Here is a 21,756-nt window from a genome sequence, read left to right as displayed (position 1 = left end):
CAGGCGATGACTCTCTCCCTGACCGTGTCCGACGAGGTACGCGCCCTCGCGCCGGGCTTCACCTACGTCGCCGTCGAGGCCCACGGGCTCGTCAACGGCCCCAGTACCGAAGAGAGCTCGGCGCTCCTCGACGACGCGGCCCGCCGTCTCGCCGTACGCCTGGACGGACGGGACCCGCACGAGGATCCGCACCTGGCCGCCTGGCGGGAGGTCTACACGGCGTTCGGTGCGAAGCCGTCGCGCACCCGCAACTCGGCCGAGGCGCTGGCCAGAAGGGCGCTGTCCCCGGCGGGGCTGCCCCGGATCAACCTGCTGGTCGACCTCTACAACGCGCTCAGTGTCGCCCACCTGATCCCCGTCGGCGGCGAGGACGTCGACCGCATCGAGGGGGACATGCGCCTCGTCAGGGCCACCGGCGAGGAGGATTTCGTGACCGTCGCCGGGGGCGCGGAGGTGGTCGAACACCCTGACGCCGACGAGGTGGTGTGGCGGGACGCGGCGGGTGTCACCTGCCGTCGCTGGAACTGGCGACAAGGGCCGCGCACCCGGCTCACCGAGGGGACCGCCTCGGCGCTCTTCCTGTTGGAGGGCATGGCACCGATGCCGGTCGCCGGCATCGGGACGGCCGCCGCCGAACTCGCCGAGCGACTGGAGAAGCTCAGTCCGGGAGCACGCGTCACGGTCCGGTCCCCGGCGTCCTGACCCACCCCGGCGCCCGGCCGGGGCGGGGATGCGGCGCCCGGCCGGCCGGTCCGTCGTCCTCGGGGCGGCGGCGGAGCGTGCGGTGTCAGTGCGCCTCGGCCGCGCGGACCTGCTCCGGGGTGGGGGCGGTGCCGCCGAGGTGGGCCGGCATCCACCAGGTGTCGCTCGCGTCCTTGGGGCGTACCGGGTAGGCGCGCTGGGCGGCCTCCAGGAGCTCCTGCACCCGCTCGCGCACCTGCCGGGTGATCGCGCCCGCGTACTTGTCGCGGGAGGCCTCGATCGCCTCGCCGACACGGATGGTGATCGGGATGTGGCTGCGCTTGAAGTTGCGCGGGTGCCCCTTGGTCCACAGCCGCTGGGTGCCCCACACCGCCATCGGGATCAGCGGGACGCCCGCCTCCTGCGCCATGCGCGCGGCACCCGACTTGAAGGTCTTCAGCGTGAACGACGGCGAGATGGTGGCCTCCGGGAAGACCCCCACGATCTCGCCGGACCGCAGCGAGTCCAGCGCGTGCGCGTACGCCGTCTCACCCTGGTTGCGGTCCACCGGGATGTGCTTCATCCCGCGCATCAGCGGGCCGGAGACCTTGTGACGGAAGACGGACTCCTTCGCCATGAACCGCACCAGGCGTTTCTGCGGGAGCGCAGCGAGCCCGTTGAAGACGAAGTCCAGGTAACTGATGTGATTGCTCACCAGCACGGCACCGCCCGAGCGAGGGATGTTCTCCCAACCCTTGCAGTCGATTTTGAGGTCCCACGCCTTGAACAACGCCTGGGCGAGACCAACGACGGGACGGTAGACAAGCTCAGCCATGGACGGTGTAGGCCCTTCCTTCTCTGCCTGGGAAGGGAGCTCCAGGCGGAAAGTTACGCGGCCGTAGGTTTACGGCATCTCGCAGATGGTGCCCCAAGAACGGACGGGTAGCCAGTCCTCGTGCCGGGCGGCGGCGAGATTCTCGTCACGTCCGCGCAGTGATCCACCTCGGGGTTTCAAACCACCCCTACTCCGTGCGTACCGTCGCTCGGCGCGCAAGCAGGTACATCTCGCATCCCAGGCAGTACCCGAACGCGGCGTTCAGGAACGCGGCCGCCAGCGCCGCCCCGGTCGCCGCGAGTCCCAGCCACTGAAGGCCCAGCGCGTAACCGGCCAGGCCCACGCCGGCGAAGAGGAACCCCACCGCCTGGGCGAACCGGGGCGGCTGCGGCGCCTCGAACGCGGTCGGCGGCCCGAGCCGGGGCCGTACCACGGTCCTGAACAGCCGGCCGTACGGTGAACGGCCCACCCCGCCGGCCGCGCCCAGCGCGAACGCCAGCGTCTGCCAGGCCAGCAGCCACACGCTGCCGGTGATCAGCGCGACCGCCAGGACGACGGTCGTCACGGCCGCTCCGAAGCGCGGCCCTCTTGCATCGATGTCCATGGGGATCAAGCATTCCGCACGGGAAACAGTCAGGGGAGGCGGGAATCTTTGCGGTCTCGTGAACGCTGGTGCAGGCGATGACCGGACTGATGGTGTGCGGGGCGGTGCTCGCGGTGGCGAGCGTCTTCGGAGTGCTGCATCGGCGGCGGAGCGGGAGGGTACGGGTGCGCGGGCGCGACGACGGGAAGCGGCTCGGCGCGGGCGAACTGGGCGTGCCGCTCGGTGAACGCGCCACGCTCGTCCAGTTCTCCAGCGCCTTCTGCGCACCCTGCCGGGCGACCCGCCGGATCCTCGGCGAGGTGGCCGGCATGGTGCCGGGCGTGACCCACGTCGAGATCGACGCCGAGGACCGCCTCGACCTCGTCCGCGAGCTGGGCATCCTCAAGACTCCCACCGTGCTGGTCCTGGACGCCGACGGCAGGGTCGTCCGGCGGGCCACCGGCCAGCCGCGCAAGGCCGACGTGATCGCCGCGCTGGGGGAGGCGGTGTGACGCGGGCCGGCGGCGGACGCGGTGCGACAGGGGCCGCCGGTGGAGGCGGTGCGACGGGGAGGGTGAGGCACCTCCCAGATACCGGGACCCACTTGACTGTGCGCACCACCTATCGTCAGCCTGACCGTATGCCTTCGGAACTCCTTCTCCTCGGGCGGGCCCCCGTCGGTCCGGCCCGCACCGCGAGCGCGCGCTGTCCGGACTGTTGAGCAGCCACGGACCTCCACGCCACTTCTCGCAGAAGGACACGCCCATGACGGCCACGCCCGGCCTCGGCACCCCCCGGCTCGCCTCGCCCGACCTGCTGCGCTCCGTCTTCCGGCGGCACGCGGCGGGCGTCGCCGTGATCACCGCGCGCGGCGACGCAGGCCCGGTCGGCTTCACCGCCACCTCCCTCACCTCGGTCTCCGCCGACCCCCCGCTGCTCTCCTTCGGCATCGGCACCGGCGCCTCCAGCTGGCCCGCGGTGTCCGAGGCCGGGCATGTCGGCGTGCACATACTCGGCGAGCACCAGGAGAACCTGGCCGCCACCTTCGCCCGCAGCGGCGCCGACCGCTTCGGTGCGGCGACCCCCTGGCGCGAGGGCCCCCATGGCGTGCCCGTCCTCGACGACGTCCTGGCCTGGCTGGTGTGCCGGGTGGTCGCCCGCGTGCCGGCCGGCGACCACCGCATCGTGCTGGCCGAGATCGTTCTCGGCGACCCCACCGGTCCGGGCCGCCCGCTCCTCTACCACCAGGGGCGGTTCCAGGGCCTGCGCGACTGACCGGCCCGGCGTCCCGCTGCTGCGAAGACGTCGAGTTCCGATTACGCTGCGTTGCGAAGGTCACAGTTCAAAGCGCTTGCTTAGCGGGAACGTACTGGATGTACTGGCGAGTAATATGACGGTCGGAGCGCGAGTCGCCCCGACCGGGATCGGCCGCTTGGGGCGCCTATGCTGCCTGCAAGAGGCAGCTGAAAAATGACGATGCAGTAGGAGAGCCGGCGTGAGCTTGAGGATCGTTGTCACTGTGAAGTACGTGCCCGACGCCACCGGCGACCGGCACTTCGCCGATGACCTGACCGTCGACCGGGACGACGTCGACGGTCTGCTCTCCGAACTGGACGAGTACGCGGTCGAGCAGGCGCTGCAGATCTCCGAGAACTCCGACGACGACGTAGAGGTCACCGTCCTGACGGTGGGCCCCGAGGACGCGAAGGACGCGCTGCGCAAGGCGCTGTCCATGGGTGCCGACAAGGCCATCCACGTCGAGGACGACGACCTGCACGGCACCGACGCCATCGGCACCTCCCTGGTGCTCGCCAAGGCGGTCGAGAAGGCCGGCTACGACCTGGTGATCTCCGGCATGGCGTCCACCGACGGCACCATGGGTGTCGTGCCCGCGCTGCTGGCCGAGCGTCTGGGCGTGCCGCAGGTGACCCTGCTCTCCGAGGTCTCCGTCGAGGACGGCACGGTCAAGGGCCGCCGCGACGGCGACGCCGCCTCCGAGCAGCTGGAGGCCTCGCTGCCGGCCGTCGTGTCGGTCACCGACCAGTCGGGCGAGGCGCGTTACCCGTCCTTCAAGGGCATCATGGCGGCCAAGAAGAAGCCGGTTCAGTCCTGGGACCTGTCCGACCTGGACCTGGAGGCCGAGGAAGTCGGCCTGGAGGGCTCCTACACGGTCGTCGACTCCGCGTCCGAGCGCCCGGCCCGCACCGCCGGCACGATCGTCAAGGACGAGGGCGAGGGCGGCAAGCAGCTCGCCGAGTTCCTCGCGGGCCAGAAGTTCATCTGAGTCCGCGCTCGACCCCGCTGACCGCCCCTCACCTTTCGCACGCAGGAGAGCAATCCCATGGCTGAAGTTCTCGTCTACGTCGACCACGTGGACGGTGCCGTCCGCAAGCCCACCCTGGAGCTGCTGACGCTCGCCCGCCGGGTCGGCGAGCCGGTCGCCGTCGCCCTCGGCAACGGTGCCGCCGACACGGCCGCCACCCTCGCCGAGCACGGCGCGGTGAAGGTCCTCACCCACGACGCCGCCGAGTACGCCGACTACCTGGTCGTCCCGAAGGTGGACGCGCTGCAGGCCGCCGTCGCGGCCGTGTCCCCGGCCGCCGTGCTGGTCCCCTCCTCCGCGGAGGGCAAGGAGATCGCCGCCCGTCTGGCGCTGCGCATCGGCTCCGGCATCATCACCGACGCCGTCGACCTGGAGGCCGGCGACGAGGGTCCGGTGGCCACCCAGTCGGTGTTCGCCGCGTCCTTCACCACCAAGTCCCGGGTCTCCAAGGGCACCCCGGTCATCACGGTCAAGCCGAACTCGGCCGCCGTGGAGGCCGCCCCGGCCGACGGCGCGGTCGAGGCGCTCGACGTCACCTTCTCCGCCCAGGCCACCGGCACCAAGGTCACCGGTCGCACGCCGCGTGAGTCGTCCGGCCGCCCGGAGCTGACCGAGGCCGCGATCGTGGTCTCCGGCGGCCGCGGTGTCAACGGCGCGGAGAACTTCGCGATCATCGAGGCGCTCGCCGACTCCCTCGGCGCGGCCGTCGGTGCCTCGCGTGCCGCCGTCGACGCCGGCTGGTACCCGCACACCAACCAGGTCGGCCAGACCGGCAAGTCGGTCTCCCCGCAGCTGTACATCGCCAACGGCATCTCCGGCGCCATCCAGCACCGCGCCGGTATGCAGACCTCGAAGACGATCGTGGCCGTCAACAAGGACGCCGAGGCCCCGATCTTCGACCTGGTCGACTACGGCGTGGTCGGCGACCTCTTCGCTGTCGTCCCGCAGCTCACCGACGAGATCAAGGCCCGCAAGGGCTGACCCCGGCCGACCCCGCTCAGGGCGTACGAGGCCCCCGTGACCGCTGCTGGTCGCGGGGGCCTCGGCTCATCCCAGGGACAGGGACGCCTGCACCGGCAGGTGGTCGCTCGGGAACTGCCCGTCGAGCGCGAAGGTGTCGATCGAGGCCCTGTGGGTCGTGACGCCGGGCGAGGCGAGGATCCAGTCGATGCGGTCGCCGTCGCGGGTCAGCGGCCGGTAGCCGTGGAAGGTCCCGTACAGCGGGCTCCGTTCGGCCGCGGCGTCCCAGGTGTCGACCAGGCCCGCGCCCAGCATGGTGTCGTAGACGGGGTTCCGGTGGGCGGCGACGTTGAAGTCGCCCGTCACCAGGAGCGGGAGCGTCCGGTCGAGCCGGGCGATCCGCTCGGTGATCAGGGCCGCGGCACGCGCGCGTGCGACCTGGCTGGCGTTGTCCAGGTGCGTGTTCAGGCAGTAGAACTCCCGGCCGCCGTACAGATCCTGGAAGCGGACCCAGGTCACCATCCGCGTGAAGCTGCCGCCCCAGGTGTTCGAGGCGATCACGTTCGGCGTGTCGGAGAGCCAGAAGTGGTCGTACTCCCGCGGGGCCAGCCGGCGCGTGTCGTAGAAGATCGCCATGAACTCGTCGCGGCTGCCGCCCTCGCGTCCGGTGCCGATCCAGTCGTGGTGCGGGCCGAGGTCGCTCTCGATGTCGCGCAGCTGCTGGTGGATGCCCTCCTGGGTACCGAGGACATGGGGTGCCCGGCGGCGCAGCAGGGTGCGCATCACGGGTCTGCGGGCGGCCCAGCTGTGGGGCTCGGCGGTGCTCGCGAAGCGGAGGTTGAACGACATGACCCGCAGGGAGCCGTCGGGCGGCTCGCCCGTCGAGGCGGGAGCGGGGGAGAGCGCTGTACTGGAGAGGGGCACCGAGATGGTGGTGGCCAGCGCGGTCTTCAGGCCCATGCGGCGCGTGACTCGGCTGTGGTTCGGCACAGGGGCTCCTTCTGTGGCGGCTTCCGGGCGAGTCGTGCGGGTGTGCTGCGGGGGATGCGCGGTGAAGTTGTCCGGTGAACGGTGCCAGATCGACGTGAACATGCAGAGATGCGGGGGTGGATCGGCACGAAAGACGCTGTTGACCGGCGGGAAGGGTGCCAGATAACTTCGTTCTACGGATTGTTGATTCCGTACAGCGGAAAAACGGGAGGGTACGGGATGGGTCAGGGCCAGCAGGAGCAGGTGGCGACGAGCCTCGCGGGCGCCGTCAGCGAGGAGATCAGCGCCTCCCTCGCGCCGGTCGACGCCGAGCTGGAGCGCCGCTATCCCGGAGACCCGGGCACCCGCCAGCCCGTCCACACGGTCTACGTCCCCGGTGACGTCTTCGCCGCCGACACCGTCCGCTCCTGGGGCGACCGGGCCCTGGCCGCCCTGGACGAACACGCCCCCGACGCCGCCTCCTTCGCCGCCGTCCTCGGTCTGTCCGAGGAGCTCGCCGAGCCCGTCCACTCCCGGGTCCGCGCCAAACTGGAGCGCGAGCCCGTCGAGGACCTCCGGGTCGACTTCGAGGACGGCTACGGCCCCCGCCCGGACGCCGAGGAGGACGAGGCGGCGGCCCGTGCGGCCCGGCTGATCGCGCGGGCGTACCAGGACGGCACGGCGGCCCCGTACATGGGCATCCGCATGAAGTGCATGGAGGCGCCCGTCCGCGACCGCGGCATCCGCACCCTGGACATCTTCCTCACCGGCCTGATGGAGGCCGGCGGCCTGCCCGGCGGACTGGTCCTGACCCTGCCGAAGGTGACGTACCCCGAGCAGGTCACCGCCATGGTGCGCCTCCTGGAGGCCTTCGAGGAGGCGCGCGGGCTGGAGCCGGGACGGATCGGCTTCGAGATCCAGATCGAGACCAGCCAGTCCATCCTCGCGGCCGACGGCACCGCCACGGTCGCCCGCCTGATCCAGGCCGCCGAGGGCCGCGCCACCGGCCTGCACTACGGCACCTTCGACTACAGCGCCTGCCTCGGCGTGTCCGCCGCCCACCAGGCCAGCGACCACCCGGCCGCCGACCACGCCAAGGCGGTCATGCAGGTCGCCGCCGCGGGCACCGGCGTCCGCGTCTCGGACGGCTCCACGAACGTCCTGCCGGTCGGCCCCACCGCGAAGGTCCACGACGCCTGGCGGCTGCACTACGGCCTCACCCGCCGCGCCCTGGCCCGCGCCTACTACCAGGGCTGGGACATGCACCCCGCCCACATCCCCACCCGGTACGCCGCCGTCTTCGCCTTCTACCGCGAGGGCTTCGAACAGGCCGCCGCCCGTCTCGCCCGCTACGCGGGCCGTGTCGGCGGTGACGTCATGGACGAGCCCGCCACCGCCAAGGCCCTCAGCGGCTACCTGCTGCGCGGCCTGGACTGCGGCGCCCTCGACATCGCCGAGGTGGCCCGCCTCTCCGGCCTGACCCGGGCGGACCTGGAGGGCTTCGCGGCACCGCGCCGGGGCGACCTGACGGTGTCCGCCACGTAGCGGACCTGTCACAGCCGCCACCACCGGCCGACGCTGTCGCACCCGCCCCGTAGTCTGTACGTCACTCACCAACGTGTCACAGGAACGGGGCGGCGGTGTCTTCGGGGGAGTACGGGCAAGGGGACGAGGCCGGGCGCTTGCTGGCCGGGCGCTATCGCGTCGTGGCGCAGCTCGGGCGCGGCGGCATGGGAGTGGTCTGGCGGGCCGTCGACGAGGTGCTCGGGCGTGAGGTCGCGGTCAAGGAACTGCGCACCTACACCGACACCGACGGGCCCGAACTCGCCGGTCTGCGGCTGCGGATGCAGCGGGAGGCCCGCGCGGCGGCCCGGGTACGTCACCCCGCAGTGGTGGCCGTGCACGACGTGACGGAGGTCGACGGCCGGCCGCTGATCGTCATGGAGCTGGTGGACGGCCCGTCCCTGGACGACGTCCTGCGTGAGCGCGGCACCCTCGACCCGCGCGAGGCGGCCGGCATCGGCGCGAAGGTGATGGAGGCGCTGGCCGCCGCGCACCGCGCGGGTGTCCTGCACCGGGACGTGAAGCCCGGCAACATCCTGCTCGACCGGTCCGGCCGGGTCGTCCTGACCGACTTCGGCATCGCCACCATGGAGGACCCGGGCGACGGCTCGGCCACCCACCTCACCCGCAGCGGCGAACTCGTCGGCTCCCTCGACTACTTGGCACCCGAGCGCGCCCAGGGCGCCGACCCGGGACCCGCCTCCGATGTCTGGGCCCTCGGGGCCACGCTGTTCGCGGCCGTCGAGGGTTCCTCGCCCTTCCGCCGTACGTCGACGTTCTCCACGCTCACCGCGATCGTCAGCGAGCCGCTGCCCGAACCCCGTCGCGCCGGCCGCCTCGGCCCCGTCCTCCAGCGCCTGCTCGACAAGCGGCCCGAGTCCCGCCCGGGGGCCGACGAGGCGCGGGCGCTGCTCCAGACGGTGGCGGACACGTCCGGCACGGACACGCCCACGACCACCCTGCGCGGTCCCGCGGAAGCGTCACCCGGGCGGACGGAGACGGAGCGTGAGGTTCCGGCGGTGCCACCGGGGTTCGGGCCGGTTGGGTCGGTGGGGCCGACGGATCCGATGAGTTCGATGGGGCCGATGGGGTCCGAGCCGGCTGGCTCGACCAGGCCGGCCGAGTCGGTCGGTTCCGCCGGGCCGACGAATCCCGGCGTAGGGGCGAGTCCGGCGGGTCAGACGGATCCCTCGGGTCAGACGGATCCCTCGGGTCAGAGGGGTCCCTCGGGTCAGACGGGCGTCTCAGGCCGCCGGGCTGGCGCCCCGGATCAGGCGGGTTCCTCACATCAGGCGGGCGCTACGGACCCGACGGGTCCGGCCGGCCGCGCCGGAGCGCCCGTTCCCGGCTTCGGGGCCCCCGCCCTCTCCGGACCGCAGGCCGCCACCGGCCCGATGTCCGCCTCCGGGTCCGCCGCCCGCGGCCCTTCCCGCCACAGAGGCCGTGTCCTGCTCGCCGCGGCGGCCGTGACCGTCGTCCTCGTGTCCGCCGGCATCACCGCGGGTGTGCTGGCCGACTCGGGCGACGCCGCGGCCGGTGGGCGGCCCACGGCGCCCGTGACCGCCGAGGACCTCTCCACCTCGGCGGCCGACCGTACCGACGTCGAACGCTCCGACGACCCCGGGTCCACCGGGCAGGGGGACGAGGAGAGCCCGACCGCGTCGAAGACGCCCGGCGGCAAGACCGACAAGGAGCCCGCCGGCCGGGATACCTCCTCCTCCCCGGCCAAGACCTCGGGCGGCGGTACCACCGCGGACGACGGCACCTCCGGGGGCTCGCCGGGCGGCGGAACCGACGACGGCTCCGGTGACGGCGGTACGACGGGCGGCGCGGCGACCACCCCGGCCCCGTCCTGCCACCCCATCGGCGGCGGCAAGTACACCTGCGAGGTCTGGCGCACCGCCAAGTCCTACACGGCGTCCGGCACCGAGGCCGGTGTCCTCAACGCGGGCACCAACTACTTCTACTGCCAGCAGAACCTGGGCCGCCGTGAGACGTACGGCGAGTGGACCAACGTCTGGTGGGCGAAGACCGACGACGACAGCGGCAACACGAACGTCTACGTCAGCGACGTGTACGTCACGGGCGGCGACAACGACGCACCCGTCCCCGGACTCCCGGTCTGCTGACCCGGTCCGGGCGTCGGCGCGCAGGGGACAGGAACGGAAAGACGCAGGCCGGTCGCGTGACTCCGGTCCCCGCCCGGGGCGCGAGGAACGGGGCGCGGCAACCGGACGGGAGCCGGACCGGTGCGGCGGCGGCGCGGGCCGGCGGGGGACCGGTCTCCTCCTCAGCCCTCGGCCTCCACGTACCGCTCCAGCCCGGAGGCCGTCACCCTCTTCTCGTCCCTGAACAGCCGCGTGCCCCGCTCGCACAGGTGCCGGTCGGCCCGGGCCCGGGCGCAGAACTCCTCCGGGGTGACGCCGAACAGCTCCCTCAACCGGGCTGAGCCGACGAGGAGTTCGGTGAGCAGGGGGCGTTGGCCGGGGTGCGTGCGCGGGGCGCCGGTGCCGTCGTGCAGAACGCCGCGGCGGTTGACGTAGGCGTACACGCCCGGGAGGGTGACGCCGGGCGCCGGCTCGACGCGCACCTCGGGGGCGGGCAGCCAGGCGCGGCGGTAGTTGCCGTGCGGCAGCGGCACCCCTTCGCTCGCGTCGATCACCGCGAGCTGCTCACGGTTCAGCCAGGTGACGAACAACTCCCGTACCGCGCCCGGCGCTTCGAAGGGCGACGCGGACACATAGCCGAGGCGGCTGACGTGCGCGGAGACACCCACGTCGAGGCCGGTGACCTGGGCCTTGACCATCGGGATCGGTGAGGTGATCCCGAACTCTTCCATCTTGTGGCGCAGTTGGGCCGGACTGGCGTTGGAGCCGACGGCCAGGACAGGGGTGCGGTCCGTGTGCACCAGGACGTCGAGGGGCCGCAGCCGGTCGCCGTCCAGGAGCCCGGACTCCTTCGGCCACACGCCCGGGTACAGCAGCGGATGATCGCGCGGTGCCCCGGCCAGGCCGAGCGCCTCCAGGGTGAGTTCCCGCACGACCGGCTCAGTCCGCCGGCGGCAGCTCGCCCGAGCCGCGGGTGATCAGCCGGGTCGGCAGCTCGATCCGCTCGGGGGCGGCCAGGGTGCCGTCCAGCTGGCGGAAGAGGCGCTCGGCGGCCGTACGGCCGAGGGCCGCCGCGTCCTGGGCGACGACGGTGACCCCCGGCTGCAGCAGATCGGCCAGCTCGATGTCGTCGAATCCGACGAGGGCGACCCGACGCTGGTGTTCGGCCAGCACCCGGATCACCGTGACCGTCACCCGGTTGTTGCCCGCGAAGACCGCGGTGACGGGGGAGGGGCCGGTGAGCATCTCCTCGGCCGCCCGGCGTACCCGCTCGGGGCCGGTCACACCCAGCGACATCCACGCGTCCTCCACCGGTACACCGGCGTCCTCCATCGCGGCCCGGTAGCCGCGCAGCCGCTCGGCGGCGGTGTGGATGCGGGGCATGTCGCCGATGAAGCCGATCCGGCGGTGCCCGTGGGCGATCAGGTGCGCCACGCCGTCCCGGGCACCGCCGAAGTTGTCCGAGAGGACCACATCGACGTCGAGGTGACCGGCCGGACGGTCCACGAACACCGTGGCCACGCCCGCCTTCAACTCGGGCTCCAGATACCGGTGGTCGTCCCCGGCGGGGATCACCACCAGCCCGTCCACCCGCCGTGCGCACAGCGCCAGCACCAACTCCTGCTCGCGCTCCGGATCCTCGGCGCTGGAGCCGTTGATCAGCAGCGCCCCGTGGGCCCGGGCCACCTCCTCGACGGCGCGGCTGAGGGGGCCGTAGAACGGGTCCGCGAGATCCTCCAGGACCAGGCCGATGCTGGCGGTGCGGCCTTTGCGCAGCACCCGCGCGCTGTCGTTGCGGCGGAAGCCGAGGGCGTCGATGGCCTCCTGGACGCGCCGCTCCGTCTCCGGCGTGACACCCGGCTCACCGTTGACCACGCGTGAGACCGTCTTCAGTCCGACGCCGGCTCGCGCGGCCACGTCCTTCATGGTGGGACGGTTGCCGTAGCGGCTGCCGGCGAGGCGATCGGCGCGGCGGTGGGTGTCGGGCACGGTGCGGTGTCCTGTCCTGTCGTCCACGGGGATGCGGTGATCCTGTCGTCCACGGGGATGCGGTGAGCCATGATGTGTATGAGGATGTGGCGTCGAGCATAGAGCCTGGACAACGTTGTCAGCTGCGGGAGACACTGTCCACCGCAATCTCCGGCCTGCGCCCCCACCGCGAGACCGGCCCGCTGTTCCCTCATGGTTGTTCTCATGGTTGTCCATGTCTGACGGGGAGATCCGACACTGATGCACACCGACCTCGTGGCCGCGCTCGACATCGGCGGCACCAAGATCGCCGGAGCGCTGGTGGACGGCCACGGCCGGATCCAGGCCCGCGCGCAGCGCGCCACGCCCGCCCGGGAGGACGGCGACACCGTGATGCGGGCCGTCGAGGAGGTGCTCGCCGAGCTGACCGCGTCGCCCCTGTGGGGGCGCGCCGTGGCCCTCGGCATCGGCAGCGCGGGCCCGGTGGACGCCTCCACGGGCACGGTGAGCCCGGTGAACGTGCCCGGCTGGCGCGACTATCCGCTGGTCCGGCGGGTGCAGGCGGCCGTCGGCGGGCTCCCCGTCGAGCTGATCGGCGACGGTGTGGCGATCACGGCCGCCGAGCACTGGCAGGGCGCCGCCCGCGGCCACGTCAACGCGCTGTGCATGGTGGTGTCGACGGGCGTCGGCGGCGGCCTCGTCCTCAACGGCAGGCTGCACCCCGGCCCCACTGGCAACGCGGGCCACATAGGGCACATCAGCGTGGACCTCGACGGCGACCCGTGCCCGTGCGGTGGGCGCGGTTGTGTGGAGCGCATCGCGAGCGGTCCGAACATCGCCCGCCGGGCGGTCGGGAACGGCTGGCGCCCCGGCCCGGACGGTGATGTCTCCGCCGCCGCGGTGGCCGCCGCCGCCCGCGCGGGCGACCCGGTCGCCGTGGCCTCCTTCGAGCGGGCCGCCCAGGCGCTGGCCGCCGGCATAGCGGCCACCGCGACCCTCGTCGAGATCGACATCGCCGTCATCGGCGGCGGTGTGGGCAAGGCGGGCGACGTCCTGTTCGCGCCCCTGCGCAAGGCCCTGAGCGACTACGCGACCCTGTCGTTCGTCCGGCGTCTGACCGTGGAACCCGCGCAGATGGGCACGGACGCGGGACTGGTCGGGGCGGCGGCGGCGGCCCTCGCCCGGCGGGCGGACCCGGCCGCGGCGGTGGTCTGACGCGTCCGAAGCACCTCGGCAGGAACGTTTTGTCTGAAGGGCTCGGCCCTCCCGCACGGGAAGGCCGAGCCCTTCGTCATCCAGCGGCTCCTCTGCGGGCGGAGTGTTTTGAACATGTTCAAAATATTGCGGTAGGGTGACTCTGGACGGAGAGGGGGCCCCATGAAGATCGTGATACCCGGTGGAACCGGGCAGGTGGGTACGGTCCTGAACCGCGCGCTGACCGCCGCGGGACACGAGGTCGTCGTCCTGACCAGGCGACCGCGGCACGAGCGCGAAGTCGCCTGGGACGGCGAGACGCCGGGCCCGTGGGCGCGGGAGATCGACGGCAGCGACGTCGTGGTCAACCTGGCCGGACGCAGCGTCAGTTGCCGGTACACCGAGGCGAACCTGAAGGCCATGATGGACTCGCGGGTACGCTCCACGCGGGTCGTGGGCGAGGTGATCGCCGCCGCCGCGCGTCCGCCGCGCGTCTGGCTGCAGATGAGCACGGCCACCGTCTACGCCCACCGGTTCGACGCCCCGAACGACGAACTGACCGGTCTGCTCGGCGGCACCGAACCCGGCGTACCGGACTACTGGGCCTACAGCGTCGAGATAGCCACCGCCTGGGAACGCGCTCAGGAGCAGGCCGCGACCCCGCGCACGCGCAAGGTCGCCCTGCGCTCCGCCATGGTGATGAGTCCCGGCCAGGGGGGCGTCTTCGACGTCCTGTCGAGGCTCGTACGGCTGGGACTGGGCGGCCCGGTCGCGGGCGGCGCCCAGTACGTGTCGTGGATCCATGACCGGGACTTCGTCCGCGCGGTCGAGTTCCTCGTCGACCGGGAGGACCTCAGCGGCCCCGTGAACCTCGCCGCCCCCGCGCCCCTCCCGCACCGCGCGTTCCTGCGTGCCCTGCGCTCCGCCTGGGGTGTTCCGGTGGGCCTGCCGGCCACCCGGTGGATGGCGGAACTCGGCGCCTTCGCGCTGCGCTCGGACACCGAACTCCTGCTGAAGAGCCGTCGTGTCGTGCCCGGCCGCCTGCTCGACGCGGGCTTCGCCTTCGAGCACCCCGAGTGGCCGCGTGCAGCCGACGACCTGGTGCGCCGCCGGCGCGACTCCTCCGCCTCGGACTCCGTCGCACGAGCCCTGCGTCCGTAGCGGTAGCGGTAGCCGGAGCCGCAGCCGTGGCCGTAGGTGTCGGCGCTGGCCCCGCCCCGGTGTCGCGCGGGACTCCGCGGTGGGTCCGGTCGCCGGGGCGGCGGGTGGGCTCCCGTGCCGTGCCCGTCGACGGATCGCGGGGTGTGATCCCCCTCCGTGCGGTGCTGGTCGGCGGGTGGCGGTCGCCGGACGGTCGGGCGTGGCTCCCGTGCCGCGCCGGTCACCGGGCGCGTCCCCCACACGGCCCCGATCACCGCGAGGCCGAGCGTGACCCTCCGCGCCGTTCGTCAGTTGAACTCGTTATGAAGAAGCGCAGCATGCTCGCCATCGCCTCCCTCGCCACCGGCTTCGTCGTCGCGGCGGTCACCCCCTCCCACGCCCTGGGCGAGGAGCTGAGGGACCTGGACGTCGACAAGACCCTCAGCGCACTCGACCGCACCGTCGCCAGCGACAGTCTGGACGGCGTCGACGAGCGTGCCCTCGGGGAGAACCGCCCCTGACGGGATACGGCACCGCAGGACCGTGACGCCGGCGCCCCCGGGAGGAGGGGGCGCCGGCGCCTCCTTGTGCGCCCTCAACTGCGGCTGGTTTCCATGGCAGGGTGGAGCGGGCAAGCCACAGGGGGCCAACAGCAGAGGGGGAACCGTGACCGTCGTCTGGATCAACGGCGCTTTCGGTGCGGGGAAGACCACCACCGCGCGGGAACTGATCGAACTGATCCCGAACAGCACGCTCTTCGACCCCGAGGTCATCGGCGGAGCGCTCCCGTACCTGCTGCCGCCCAAGCACCTCGCCGAGGTCGGCGACTTCCAGGACCTGCCGATCTGGCGACGGCTCGTGATCGACACGGCGGCCGCGATGCTCTCCGAGCTGGGCGGGACCCTGGTGGTCCCGATGACCCTGCTGCGCCAGGACTACCGGGACGAGATCTTCGGCGGCCTGGCCGCCCGCCGCATCACCGTGCGGCATGTGCTCCTCGCCCCGGCGGAAACGATCCTGCGCGAGCGAATAGCCCGGCGCGAGGTCCCGCCCGACCTCCCCGACGGGGAGATCCGCGTACGGCAGTGGTCGTACGACCACATAGAACCGTACCGATCCGCCCTCGCCTCCTGGCTCACCGCGGACGCCCACCCGATCGACACCAGCGCCCTCACGCCGTACGAGACCGCCTCCCGTATCGCCGAGGCCGTCGGCAGCGGCGGCGTGCCCGTCTGCGACATCGTGCAGACGCCCGAGCCGACCTCCGAGACGCTCGCCGCGGGCGTCCTCCTCTTCGACGAGCAGGACCGGGTGCTGCTCGTCGACCCCACCTACAAGGCGGGCTGGGAGTTCCCCGGCGGGGTCGTCGAGCCCGGTGAGGCTCCGGCCCGCGCCGGTGTGCGCGAGGTCGCCGAGGAGACCGGCATCCGCCTCGACGACGTACCCCGCCTCCTCGTCGTCGACTGGGAACCGCCGGTGCCTCCGGGGTACGGCGGTCTGCGCCTCCTCTTCGACGGCGGCCTCCTGGACTCCGCCGACGCCGGGCGTCTGCTGCTGCCCGGGCCGGAGCTGCGCGACTGCCGTTTCGTCACCGAGGAGGAGGCCGCCGACCTGCTGCCGCCCGTGCGCTACGAACGGCTGCGCTGGGCCCTGCGGGCGCGGGAACGGGGCGCGGCGCTGTATCTGGAGGCCGGGATCCCGGTCGGCTGACCCGCCGTGACCTCCCCGCCGCGCCATGGTGGCGGCGGGGAGGGCGGGAGGCCGCCTTGTACGGGAGCCGTGTGCGCGGGGCGGCCCGGCGAGGCGCACCGCGAACTCCCCACGAGACCGTCGTGCCACCTCTGTGTCAGAGCCGACGAGACGTCTGTCCGGTGTCAACTGTTGGCAACCCGCGCGAACAGTCACTTTCCGCCCCTGAACCGTCTTGACCGGCTCACGGCGCGTTGCGACAGTCCGCGGAGTCTTCCCGGCGGCGCCGGCACTGGCGCCGGTTGCTCACCGCGCTGACCGGCTGGGGGCCCAGCACCCCGGACGGCAGGGCGATCGGGTACGACCGACGTCGTGTACGGCTTCGTCGGCCCCCGTGTACGCCTCGCCTGAGACCCGACAGCCGCGTAAGGAACGCCCCGTGTCCCTGGGGACTTCTCCCCACAGGCGATGGGGGCACGGGGGCGCCCCCCCCGTGGTCAGCCAGAAGCCCCGTATGCGGCTGCCGCTCGCCGAAGTGCCGTGTCGGCGCGGCCGAGGACCGGGGCACCGTGGCCGAAGCAGGCCACGTCCGTGTCGAGCGCCGCCAGGCGGTGGCAGGCGGCGAGGACCTGGGACCGGTCGAGGTTGAACACGCCCGGCATCACGCTCCCGTCGACCGGGGACGCGGCGATCGTGTCGCCCGTGAACAGGACGCCTCGATGCGGGAGATGGAGCGCGACACTGCCGTGCGTGTGGCCCGGGACGTGGACCACGCGTGCTCCGCCACCGAAGTCCAGGAGGTCGTCGCCGGACAGCTCGGTGACCTTCGGCGGGCGCGGGTAGTCGCCCTGGGGGAGGTGACGGAGGGCCTCGGCGTGCAGAGGGCGCTCCCAGTCCTCGAACACCGGGGGCGGGCCCGGCACCTCACCCCGTACGGCGGGGGCGTCCAGGCGGTGGACCAGCACCTCGGCGCCGGTCGACGCCGCCAGCTCACCGGCCCCTCCCGCGTGGTCCTCGTGGAAGTGGGTGAGCACGATCCGCCGGAGGTGCCCCAGCGTCCCGGCGAGGGCGGCGATCGGCGCTCCGGAACCCGCGGGCCCGGCGTCGATCAGCGTCAGCTCGTCACCGTCACGCCAGAGATAGGCCTGGCCGACCGGGAAGCGCAGCAGGCGGAGTTCGGGAAGGAGCTCGACGACGTCCATGCGACGACCGTAGAGAAGGCCCCCGCCCGCGGGCGAGGGCCTTAGCTGAGGGCAGAGGGATCAGCCGGCCGCGTAGTTGCGCAGGAACAGCGCCTCCGCCACCGACAGGCGCTCCAGCTCCTGCGGGGACACGCTCTCGTCCACCGCGTGGATCTGGGCCTCCGGCTCGCTGAGGCCGATCAGGAGGATCTCCGCGCGCGGGTACAGGGCGGCGAGGGTGTTGCACAGCGGGATGGAGCCCCCCTGGCCGGCGTACTGCATCTCCTGGCCCGGGTAGGCGACCGCCATCGCCTCGGCCATCGCCGTGTACGCCGGGCTGGTCGTGTCCGCGCTGAACGCCTGGCCCTGCCCGATCTGCTCGGTGCGCACCCGGGCGCCCCACGGCGTGTGCGTCTCCAGGTGGGCCTGGAGCAGCTTGGTCGCCTCGGTCGCGTCCACGCCCGGCGGCACCCGCAGGCTGACCAGCGCGCGGGCGCTCGCCTGCACGGAGGGGGTGGCGCCGACGACCGGCGGGCAGTCGATGCCGAGGACCGTGACGGCCGGGCGGGCCCAGATCCGGTCGGCGACGGTGCCCGAGCCGATCAGCTCGACGCCGTCCAGCACCTTGGCGTCCTGACGGAACTGCTCCTCGTCGTACTGGAGCCCGTCCCAGGACGTCGCCGGGGCGAGCCCGTCGACCGTGGTCGAGCCGTCCTCGGCGCGCAGCGAGTCCAGGACGCGGATCAGCGCGCCGAGCGCGTCGGGGGCGGCGCCGCCGAACTGACCGGAGTGCAGGTTGCCCGCGAGGGTGTCGATCTCGACGCGGACGAGGGTCATGCCGCGCAGGGTCGAGGTGACCGTGGGCAGGCCGACCCGGAAGTTGCCCGCGTCGCCGATGACGACGGTGTCGGCCTCCAGCAGGTCGGGGTGTTCCTCGGCGTACCGCTCCAGGCCGCCCGTGCCCATCTCCTCCGACCCCTCGACGATGACCTTCACGTGGACCGGCACGCCGCCGTCGGCCTTCAGGGCGCGCAGCGCCAGCAGATGCATGATCACGCCGCCCTTGCAGTCGGCGGCCCCGCGCCCGTACCAGCGGCCGTCGCGCTCGGTCAGTTCGAAGGGCGGGGTGGTCCAGGCGGCCTCGTCCAGCGGGGGCTGCACGTCGTAGTGCGCGTACAGCAGGACCGTCCTGGCGCCCTCGGGGCCGGGCAGGTAGCCGTACACCGACTGGGTGCCGTCGGGGGTGTCGAGCAGGGCGACGTCCTGGAAGCCCTCGGCGGTGAGCGCGTTGGCGACCCACCGTGCGGCGCCCTCGCTCTCGCTGCGGGGGAACTGGTCGAAGTCCGCCACCGACTTGAAGGCCACCAGCTCGGTGAGCTCCGCCTTCGCCCTGGGCATCAGCGAGGCGACGGTCTCGGCGACCGGATGCGACGACATGGGCACGCTCCTTGTGGGTGCGACGTTGTGCCAGTGAGTGCCGTAGATCCTCCCACAGTGGCCTGCGGCGATGTCCGCCGTAGGATGCGGGGGACAGGTGCGGCAGCGGCTTGATCGGGAGCAGTAGACCATCGTGAGCAGCGAGAACTCTTCGGCGGACGGCACTTCGGCGGACGACGTGCAGCGGGTGTGGGACGTCGTCGTGGTGGGCGCGGGACCCGCGGGGGCCTCGGCGGCCTACGCGGCGGCGGTCGCGGGGCGGCGGGTGCTGCTGCTGGAGAAGGCCGAGCTGCCCCGGTACAAGACGTGCGGCGGCGGCATCATCGGGCCCTCGCGGGACTGTCTGCCACCCGGCTTCGAGCTGCCGCTGCGGGACCGTGTGCACGCGGTGACGTTCTCGCACAACGGCCGCTTCAGCCGCACCCGCCGCTCCCGGCAGATGCTGTTCGGGCTGATCAACCGCCCCGAGTTCGACCACCAGCTGGTCGAGCACGCGCAGAAGGCGGGGGCGGAGCTGCGGACGGGCGTCACCGTCCAGCGGGTCGAGCAGCACGGCTCGGCCGTGCCGGACCGGCGTACGGTCGCGGTCGTCCTCCAGGGCGGCGAGACGGTCCTCGCGCGGGCCGTCGTCGGCGCGGACGGCAGCGCCAGCCGCATAGGGGCACACGTCGGCGTGAAGCTCGACCAGGTGGATCTGGGCCTGGAGGCGGAGATCCCGGTGCCGGAGACCGTCGCCGAGGACTGGAAGGGGCGGGTGCTCATCGACTGGGGGCCGATGCCCGGAAGTTACGGCTGGGTGTTCCCGAAGGGCGACACGCTGACGGTCGGGGTGATCTCGGCGCGCGGAGAAGGGGCGGCCACCAAGCGGTACCTGGAGGAGTTCATCGGGCGGCTCGGCCTCGCCGGCTTCGAGCCGAGCATCTCCTCCGGCCACCTGACCCGCTGCCGTGCCGACGACTCGCCGCTGTCGCGGGGGCGGGTGCTGGTGTGCGGCGACGCGGCGGGGCTCCTGGAGCCGTGGACCCGCGAGGGCATCTCGTTCGCGCTGCGGTCGGGCCGGCTCGCGGGCGAGTGGGCGGTCCGGATCGCGGAGGCGCACGACGCGGTGGACAGCCGGCGCCAGGCCCCGAACTACGCGTTCGCCATCAAGGCGGGGCTCGGCGTCGAGATGAGCGTCGGCAAGAGCATGCTGACGGTGTTCGAGCGGCGCCCCGGCCTGTTCCACGCGGCGCTCACCGGCTTCCGGCCGGCCTGGAAGGCGTTCACCGGTATCACCCGCGGCTCGACGTCGCTGGGCGAGCTGGTCCGCTCGCATCCCTTGGCGCAGCGCGCCCTGACCGCCATGGACCGCCGGCCCGCGGCGGATGCAGCGGGTCCTGCGGATCCCGCGGACGGCGAGGTCAGCCCCTCACCGTGATGACCTCGCCCCGCCCCCGGCCTCCCGCCCGAGACGGTGACGGCCTTCGTGGCGGCGGCCTCGGCCCAGCTGTCCGGCCTGATCGCGTTCGAGCTGTCCGGACAGTTCAACCGGGTGGCCGAGGACCGGGAGCGGTTCTTCCGACACGCGGTGCGCCAACTCGCACACACCGTGGGCCTGGTGCACGCGCAGCGTGGGCGGGCCACGAGGAGCAGGCAGGCGCTCAGGCCGCCGGTGGCGGCACGGCAGTCAGGCTCCGATGGCGGGAGGGTGCCGAGGCCCGGGTGGTGTGAGGGGGATCAGGTCCGGGCGCGTGATGGTGCTTGGGCCGGGTCGTCAGGCTCGGGGGCGCGAGGAGGCTCCGGCGGCATGGCGGCATGGCGGCACGGGGGCACGGGGGCACGGGGGCAGGAGGCGCGGCGGCGCCAGGCTCCGGGAGACGCAAGGGCGCTTGAGGCCCGGACGCGCGAGGACGGACAGGCCCCAGCGGCATGACGGCGCTCAGGCTCCGGTGGCGGGAGGGTGCTCGGACCCGGTGGCGGGAGGGTGCTCGGGCCCGGTGGCGAGCGGGTGCTCGGGCCCGGTGGCATGACGGCGCTCAGGCCACCGGCAGTGACGGTGCGAGGAGCGCCGGTGCGGGCAGCAGGGCCGGGTCCTGGCGCAGGACGCGCTGGTGCAGCGCGCGCAGGGCCGGGCCCGGGTCCGCGCCCAGCGCCTCGGCGAGCCGCCGCCGCGCGCCCTCGTACGCGGTGAGCGCGTCCGTCGGGCGGCCGGTCCGGCACAGCGCGAGCATCAGCAGCTCGACGAGGCGTTCCCGCAGGGGGTGCGCCGCCACGAGCCGGACCAGTTCATGGAGGAGGCCGTGGTCGCCACCTGGACGGTCGCGATCCTCGTGCTGTCGGAGCTCGCCCGCACCCGGCGTGAGCAGCGGGCCCGCGAGGCGCCGAACTGGCGCAGGCGGCGCGGCGGCGCGCGGACGAGGAGCGGGTGCGCATCGCCGCGAACTGCACGACGTCCTCGCGCACAGCATCGTACGGGCGGTGGTGGCAGGCGACGCGCTGCTGTCGCCGGGGGTGACCCGCCGGCTGATCGTCGAGTTCGCCGCCCGCTCCAGGGAACCGGCCGCCGCGGACGGCCTCGCCCGGCTCACCGAGCGGGAGTGGGAGGTGATGGCGCTGGCCGGCATCGGGCTGTCCAACGAGGAGATCGCCCGCCTCCTGGTGGTCAGTCCGCTCACCGCCAAGACCCACGTCAGCCGTACGATGGTCAGGCTCGGCGTCCGCGACCGGGCCCAACTCGTCGTGCCGGCCTACGAGTCCGGGTTGGCGCGGCCCGGCCGGCTGGGCTGGGACGCGGGCCGGAAGCGGACCAGCACGCTGATCACCCGGGCGAGGAAGAGGACCGGCGCGAGGACGGTACCGGCGCGGAGCAGGAAGAGCTCCAGCAGGCGCGGCAGGTCGAACAGCAGCGCCGGACCGGCCACCGCCCCGAAGAACACCGCCGCCAGGAACAGCGCACTGCACAGCGCGTACCCGATCTCGACGGTGATCGCGTCCCGCTCCGCCTGACCGCGGCGGCCCCCGTACGTCGTCATGACCGGAGTGTCACAGGCGTGCGCCCGGCGGGGCAAGGACCCCGCAGCTCGCCGCCGGAGCAGACGTCGAGGTTGAGCCCCTCCTCGTGCAGCCAGCGCACGACGGCCCGGGAG

The 21,756-nt window shown here is 73.1% G+C and carries 21 protein-coding genes and 2 pseudogenes; 14 read left to right on the top strand and 9 right to left on the bottom strand.

The window, feature by feature from the left end; genetic code table 11:
• Nucleotides 1–6 precede the first annotated feature (6 nt).
• Nucleotides 7–702 carry a B3/B4 domain-containing protein gene (locus ACWD0J_RS35760; RefSeq protein ID WP_451500033.1) on the top strand — a complete coding sequence of 232 codons (696 nt, stop codon included), beginning with the start codon at nucleotides 7–9 and terminating at the stop codon, nucleotides 700–702.
• Nucleotides 703–787: 85 nt separating this feature from the next.
• On the opposite strand, the gene ACWD0J_RS35755 is transcribed toward ACWD0J_RS35760, so the two are convergent.
• Nucleotides 788–1,516 (bottom strand): lysophospholipid acyltransferase family protein, encoded by a 729-nt coding sequence (locus tag ACWD0J_RS35755; RefSeq protein ID WP_451500032.1) that lies wholly within the window; start codon nucleotides 1,514–1,516, stop codon nucleotides 788–790.
• A 187-nt stretch (nucleotides 1,517–1,703) separates the two neighbouring features.
• A complete protein-coding gene (locus ACWD0J_RS35750) occupies nucleotides 1,704–2,120 on the bottom strand; it encodes a DUF4395 domain-containing protein (protein ID WP_451500031.1) in 417 nt (138 codons plus the stop codon).
• A 77-nt stretch (nucleotides 2,121–2,197) separates the two neighbouring features.
• On the opposite strand from ACWD0J_RS35750, the gene ACWD0J_RS35745 reads away from it, so the two are divergent.
• The 4 genes from ACWD0J_RS35745 to ACWD0J_RS35730 all read left to right on the top strand — a co-directional run bounded on the left by ACWD0J_RS35745 (nucleotide 2,198) and on the right by ACWD0J_RS35730 (nucleotide 5,403).
• Complete coding sequence (locus tag ACWD0J_RS35745) at nucleotides 2,198–2,611, top strand: TlpA family protein disulfide reductase (protein ID WP_451500030.1); 414 nt, start codon at nucleotides 2,198–2,200, stop codon at nucleotides 2,609–2,611.
• 253 nt (nucleotides 2,612–2,864) lie between these two features.
• Nucleotides 2,865–3,374, top strand: coding sequence for a flavin reductase family protein (locus ACWD0J_RS35740; RefSeq protein WP_451500029.1), 510 nt, complete (start codon nucleotides 2,865–2,867; stop codon nucleotides 3,372–3,374).
• Between the two features lie 220 nt (nucleotides 3,375–3,594).
• Nucleotides 3,595–4,383 (top strand): electron transfer flavoprotein subunit beta/FixA family protein, encoded by a 789-nt coding sequence (locus ACWD0J_RS35735; protein WP_451500028.1) that lies wholly within the window; start codon nucleotides 3,595–3,597, stop codon nucleotides 4,381–4,383.
• A 57-nt stretch (nucleotides 4,384–4,440) separates the two neighbouring features.
• The gene (locus tag ACWD0J_RS35730) at nucleotides 4,441–5,403 is read left to right on the top strand and encodes an electron transfer flavoprotein subunit alpha/FixB family protein (protein WP_451500027.1); all 963 of its coding nucleotides are present in this window, start codon (nucleotides 4,441–4,443) and stop codon (nucleotides 5,401–5,403) included.
• A gap of 66 nt (nucleotides 5,404–5,469) precedes the next feature.
• On the opposite strand, the gene ACWD0J_RS35725 is transcribed toward ACWD0J_RS35730, so the two are convergent.
• Nucleotides 5,470–6,372, bottom strand: coding sequence for an endonuclease/exonuclease/phosphatase family protein (locus ACWD0J_RS35725; RefSeq protein ID WP_451500026.1), 903 nt, complete (start codon nucleotides 6,370–6,372; stop codon nucleotides 5,470–5,472).
• 219 nt (nucleotides 6,373–6,591) lie between these two features.
• Here ACWD0J_RS35725 and ACWD0J_RS35720 point away from each other — a divergent pair, with 219 nt between their 5' ends.
• Nucleotides 6,592–7,896, top strand: a complete 1,305-nt coding sequence (locus ACWD0J_RS35720) for a DUF6986 family protein (RefSeq protein ID WP_451500025.1) — start codon at nucleotides 6,592–6,594, stop codon at nucleotides 7,894–7,896.
• Nucleotides 7,897–7,991: 95 nt separating this feature from the next.
• Complete coding sequence (locus ACWD0J_RS35715) at nucleotides 7,992–10,043, top strand: protein kinase domain-containing protein (protein ID WP_451500024.1); 2,052 nt, start codon at nucleotides 7,992–7,994, stop codon at nucleotides 10,041–10,043.
• A 161-nt stretch (nucleotides 10,044–10,204) separates the two neighbouring features.
• Here the strand turns inward: ACWD0J_RS35715 and ACWD0J_RS35710 are convergent, their stop codons facing one another.
• Nucleotides 10,205–10,954, bottom strand: a complete 750-nt coding sequence (locus ACWD0J_RS35710) for a hypothetical protein (protein WP_451500023.1) — start codon at nucleotides 10,952–10,954, stop codon at nucleotides 10,205–10,207.
• A gap of 7 nt (nucleotides 10,955–10,961) precedes the next feature.
• Nucleotides 10,962–12,038: a LacI family DNA-binding transcriptional regulator gene (locus tag ACWD0J_RS35705; RefSeq protein WP_451500022.1), complete on the bottom strand. Its 1,077-nt coding sequence runs from the start codon at nucleotides 12,036–12,038 to the stop codon at nucleotides 10,962–10,964.
• A gap of 213 nt (nucleotides 12,039–12,251) precedes the next feature.
• On the opposite strand from ACWD0J_RS35705, the gene ACWD0J_RS35700 reads away from it, so the two are divergent.
• The 4 genes from ACWD0J_RS35700 (at nucleotide 12,252) to ACWD0J_RS35685 (ending at nucleotide 16,034) form a co-directional block, all read left to right on the top strand.
• Nucleotides 12,252–13,205, top strand: a complete 954-nt coding sequence (locus ACWD0J_RS35700) for an ROK family protein (protein ID WP_451500021.1) — start codon at nucleotides 12,252–12,254, stop codon at nucleotides 13,203–13,205.
• A gap of 162 nt (nucleotides 13,206–13,367) precedes the next feature.
• Nucleotides 13,368–14,345, top strand: a complete 978-nt coding sequence (locus ACWD0J_RS35695) for a TIGR01777 family oxidoreductase (protein ID WP_451500020.1) — start codon at nucleotides 13,368–13,370, stop codon at nucleotides 14,343–14,345.
• A 302-nt stretch (nucleotides 14,346–14,647) separates the two neighbouring features.
• Nucleotides 14,648–14,845, top strand: coding sequence for a hypothetical protein (locus ACWD0J_RS35690; protein WP_451500019.1), 198 nt, complete (start codon nucleotides 14,648–14,650; stop codon nucleotides 14,843–14,845).
• 145 nt (nucleotides 14,846–14,990) lie between these two features.
• The gene (locus tag ACWD0J_RS35685) at nucleotides 14,991–16,034 is read left to right on the top strand and encodes an NUDIX hydrolase (RefSeq protein ID WP_451500018.1); all 1,044 of its coding nucleotides are present in this window, start codon (nucleotides 14,991–14,993) and stop codon (nucleotides 16,032–16,034) included.
• A 476-nt stretch (nucleotides 16,035–16,510) separates the two neighbouring features.
• Here the strand turns inward: ACWD0J_RS35685 and ACWD0J_RS35680 are convergent, their stop codons facing one another.
• Nucleotides 16,511–17,215: an MBL fold metallo-hydrolase gene (locus ACWD0J_RS35680; RefSeq protein ID WP_451500017.1), complete on the bottom strand. Its 705-nt coding sequence runs from the start codon at nucleotides 17,213–17,215 to the stop codon at nucleotides 16,511–16,513.
• A gap of 60 nt (nucleotides 17,216–17,275) precedes the next feature.
• A complete protein-coding gene (locus tag ACWD0J_RS35675; RefSeq protein ID WP_451500016.1) occupies nucleotides 17,276–18,631 on the bottom strand; it encodes a M20/M25/M40 family metallo-hydrolase in 1,356 nt (451 codons plus the stop codon).
• Nucleotides 18,632–18,764: 133 nt separating this feature from the next.
• Between ACWD0J_RS35675 and ACWD0J_RS35670 the strand changes: the two genes are divergently transcribed.
• Nucleotides 18,765–20,048 (top strand): geranylgeranyl reductase family protein, encoded by a 1,284-nt coding sequence (locus tag ACWD0J_RS35670; protein WP_451500015.1) that lies wholly within the window; start codon nucleotides 18,765–18,767, stop codon nucleotides 20,046–20,048.
• Between the two features lie 27 nt (nucleotides 20,049–20,075).
• Nucleotides 20,076–20,543 (top strand): annotated as a pseudogene (locus ACWD0J_RS35665) (hypothetical protein); the annotation flags it as partial.
• A 103-nt stretch (nucleotides 20,544–20,646) separates the two neighbouring features.
• Here the strand turns inward: ACWD0J_RS35665 and ACWD0J_RS35660 are convergent.
• Nucleotides 20,647–20,883 (bottom strand): AfsR/SARP family transcriptional regulator, encoded by a 237-nt coding sequence (locus tag ACWD0J_RS35660; protein ID WP_451500014.1) that lies wholly within the window; start codon nucleotides 20,881–20,883, stop codon nucleotides 20,647–20,649.
• Nucleotides 20,884–21,079: 196 nt separating this feature from the next.
• Between ACWD0J_RS35660 and ACWD0J_RS35655 the strand changes: the two are divergent.
• Nucleotides 21,080–21,394 (top strand): annotated as a pseudogene (locus tag ACWD0J_RS35655) (response regulator transcription factor); the annotation flags it as partial.
• Here ACWD0J_RS35655 and ACWD0J_RS35650 read toward each other — a convergent pair.
• On the bottom strand, nucleotides 21,358–21,642 hold the full coding sequence (locus ACWD0J_RS35650; protein WP_451500013.1) for a DUF6332 family protein: 285 nt from the start codon (nucleotides 21,640–21,642) through the stop codon (nucleotides 21,358–21,360). The pseudogene ACWD0J_RS35655 and the gene ACWD0J_RS35650 overlap by 37 nt on opposite strands.
• Between the last annotated feature and the right edge of the window lie 114 nt (nucleotides 21,643–21,756).

The organism is Streptomyces sp. NPDC003011 (genome assembly GCF_053591515.1).
Note: the sequence above shows the minus strand (reverse complement) of the source record. Positions and strands in the feature narration are given on the sequence as shown.

What these genes read in the sequence shown, in the direction of transcription:
- ACWD0J_RS35760 (WP_451500033.1), top strand. Translation starts at nt 7, where the DNA reads ATGACTCTCTCCCTGACCGTGTCCGACGAGGTACGCGCCCTCGCGCCG.
- ACWD0J_RS35755 (WP_451500032.1), bottom strand. Translation starts at nt 1,516, where the DNA reads ATGGCTGAGCTTGTCTACCGTCCCGTCGTTGGTCTCGCCCAGGCGTTG.
- ACWD0J_RS35750 (WP_451500031.1), bottom strand. Translation starts at nt 2,120, where the DNA reads ATGGACATCGATGCAAGAGGGCCGCGCTTCGGAGCGGCCGTGACGACC.
- ACWD0J_RS35745 (WP_451500030.1), top strand. Translation starts at nt 2,198, where the DNA reads ATGACCGGACTGATGGTGTGCGGGGCGGTGCTCGCGGTGGCGAGCGTC.
- ACWD0J_RS35740 (WP_451500029.1), top strand. Translation starts at nt 2,865, where the DNA reads ATGACGGCCACGCCCGGCCTCGGCACCCCCCGGCTCGCCTCGCCCGAC.
- ACWD0J_RS35730 (WP_451500027.1), top strand. Translation starts at nt 4,441, where the DNA reads ATGGCTGAAGTTCTCGTCTACGTCGACCACGTGGACGGTGCCGTCCGC.
- ACWD0J_RS35720 (WP_451500025.1), top strand. Translation starts at nt 6,592, where the DNA reads ATGGGTCAGGGCCAGCAGGAGCAGGTGGCGACGAGCCTCGCGGGCGCC.
- ACWD0J_RS35700 (WP_451500021.1), top strand. Translation starts at nt 12,252, where the DNA reads ATGCACACCGACCTCGTGGCCGCGCTCGACATCGGCGGCACCAAGATC.
- ACWD0J_RS35695 (WP_451500020.1), top strand. Translation starts at nt 13,368, where the DNA reads ATGAAGATCGTGATACCCGGTGGAACCGGGCAGGTGGGTACGGTCCTG.
- ACWD0J_RS35690 (WP_451500019.1), top strand. Translation starts at nt 14,648, where the DNA reads ATGAAGAAGCGCAGCATGCTCGCCATCGCCTCCCTCGCCACCGGCTTC.
- ACWD0J_RS35680 (WP_451500017.1), bottom strand. Translation starts at nt 17,215, where the DNA reads ATGGACGTCGTCGAGCTCCTTCCCGAACTCCGCCTGCTGCGCTTCCCG.
- ACWD0J_RS35675 (WP_451500016.1), bottom strand. Translation starts at nt 18,631, where the DNA reads ATGTCGTCGCATCCGGTCGCCGAGACCGTCGCCTCGCTGATGCCCAGG.
- ACWD0J_RS35650 (WP_451500013.1), bottom strand. Translation starts at nt 21,642, where the DNA reads ATGACGACGTACGGGGGCCGCCGCGGTCAGGCGGAGCGGGACGCGATC.